Raw genomic sequence first — 235 nt, forward strand, 5'->3', positions numbered from 1 at the left:
ATCAATTACCTTTTCAAGCTGCTCAATTCCTTTTATTTCTTTATGCTCACCCGGTTTTGCCTTTGCCCTGTTCAATTTTTGGGCAAGGCTTTTATGAAGAATTTCGTTTACGAGCGTGCTTTTTCCCGATCCGGAAACGCCTGTGACTGCTGTAAACACCCCTAACGGAATTTTCACACTGACATTTTTGAGATTGTTTTCTTTTGCTCCGATAATTTCCAGAACCCTGCCGTCA

General features: G+C 41.7%; 1 protein-coding gene. It reads right to left on the minus strand.

The genetic code is table 11. From position 1 onward, the window contains the following. Positions 1-235, minus strand: a 235-nt coding sequence (locus EOC06_RS39405; RefSeq protein ID WP_128310216.1) for an ATP-binding cassette domain-containing protein, incomplete at both ends; no start/stop codon positions are given.

It is taken from the genome of Mesorhizobium sp. M7A.F.Ca.MR.362.00.0.0 (assembly GCF_004023175.1).
Taxonomy (GTDB): domain Bacteria; phylum Pseudomonadota; class Alphaproteobacteria; order Rhizobiales; family Rhizobiaceae; genus Mesorhizobium.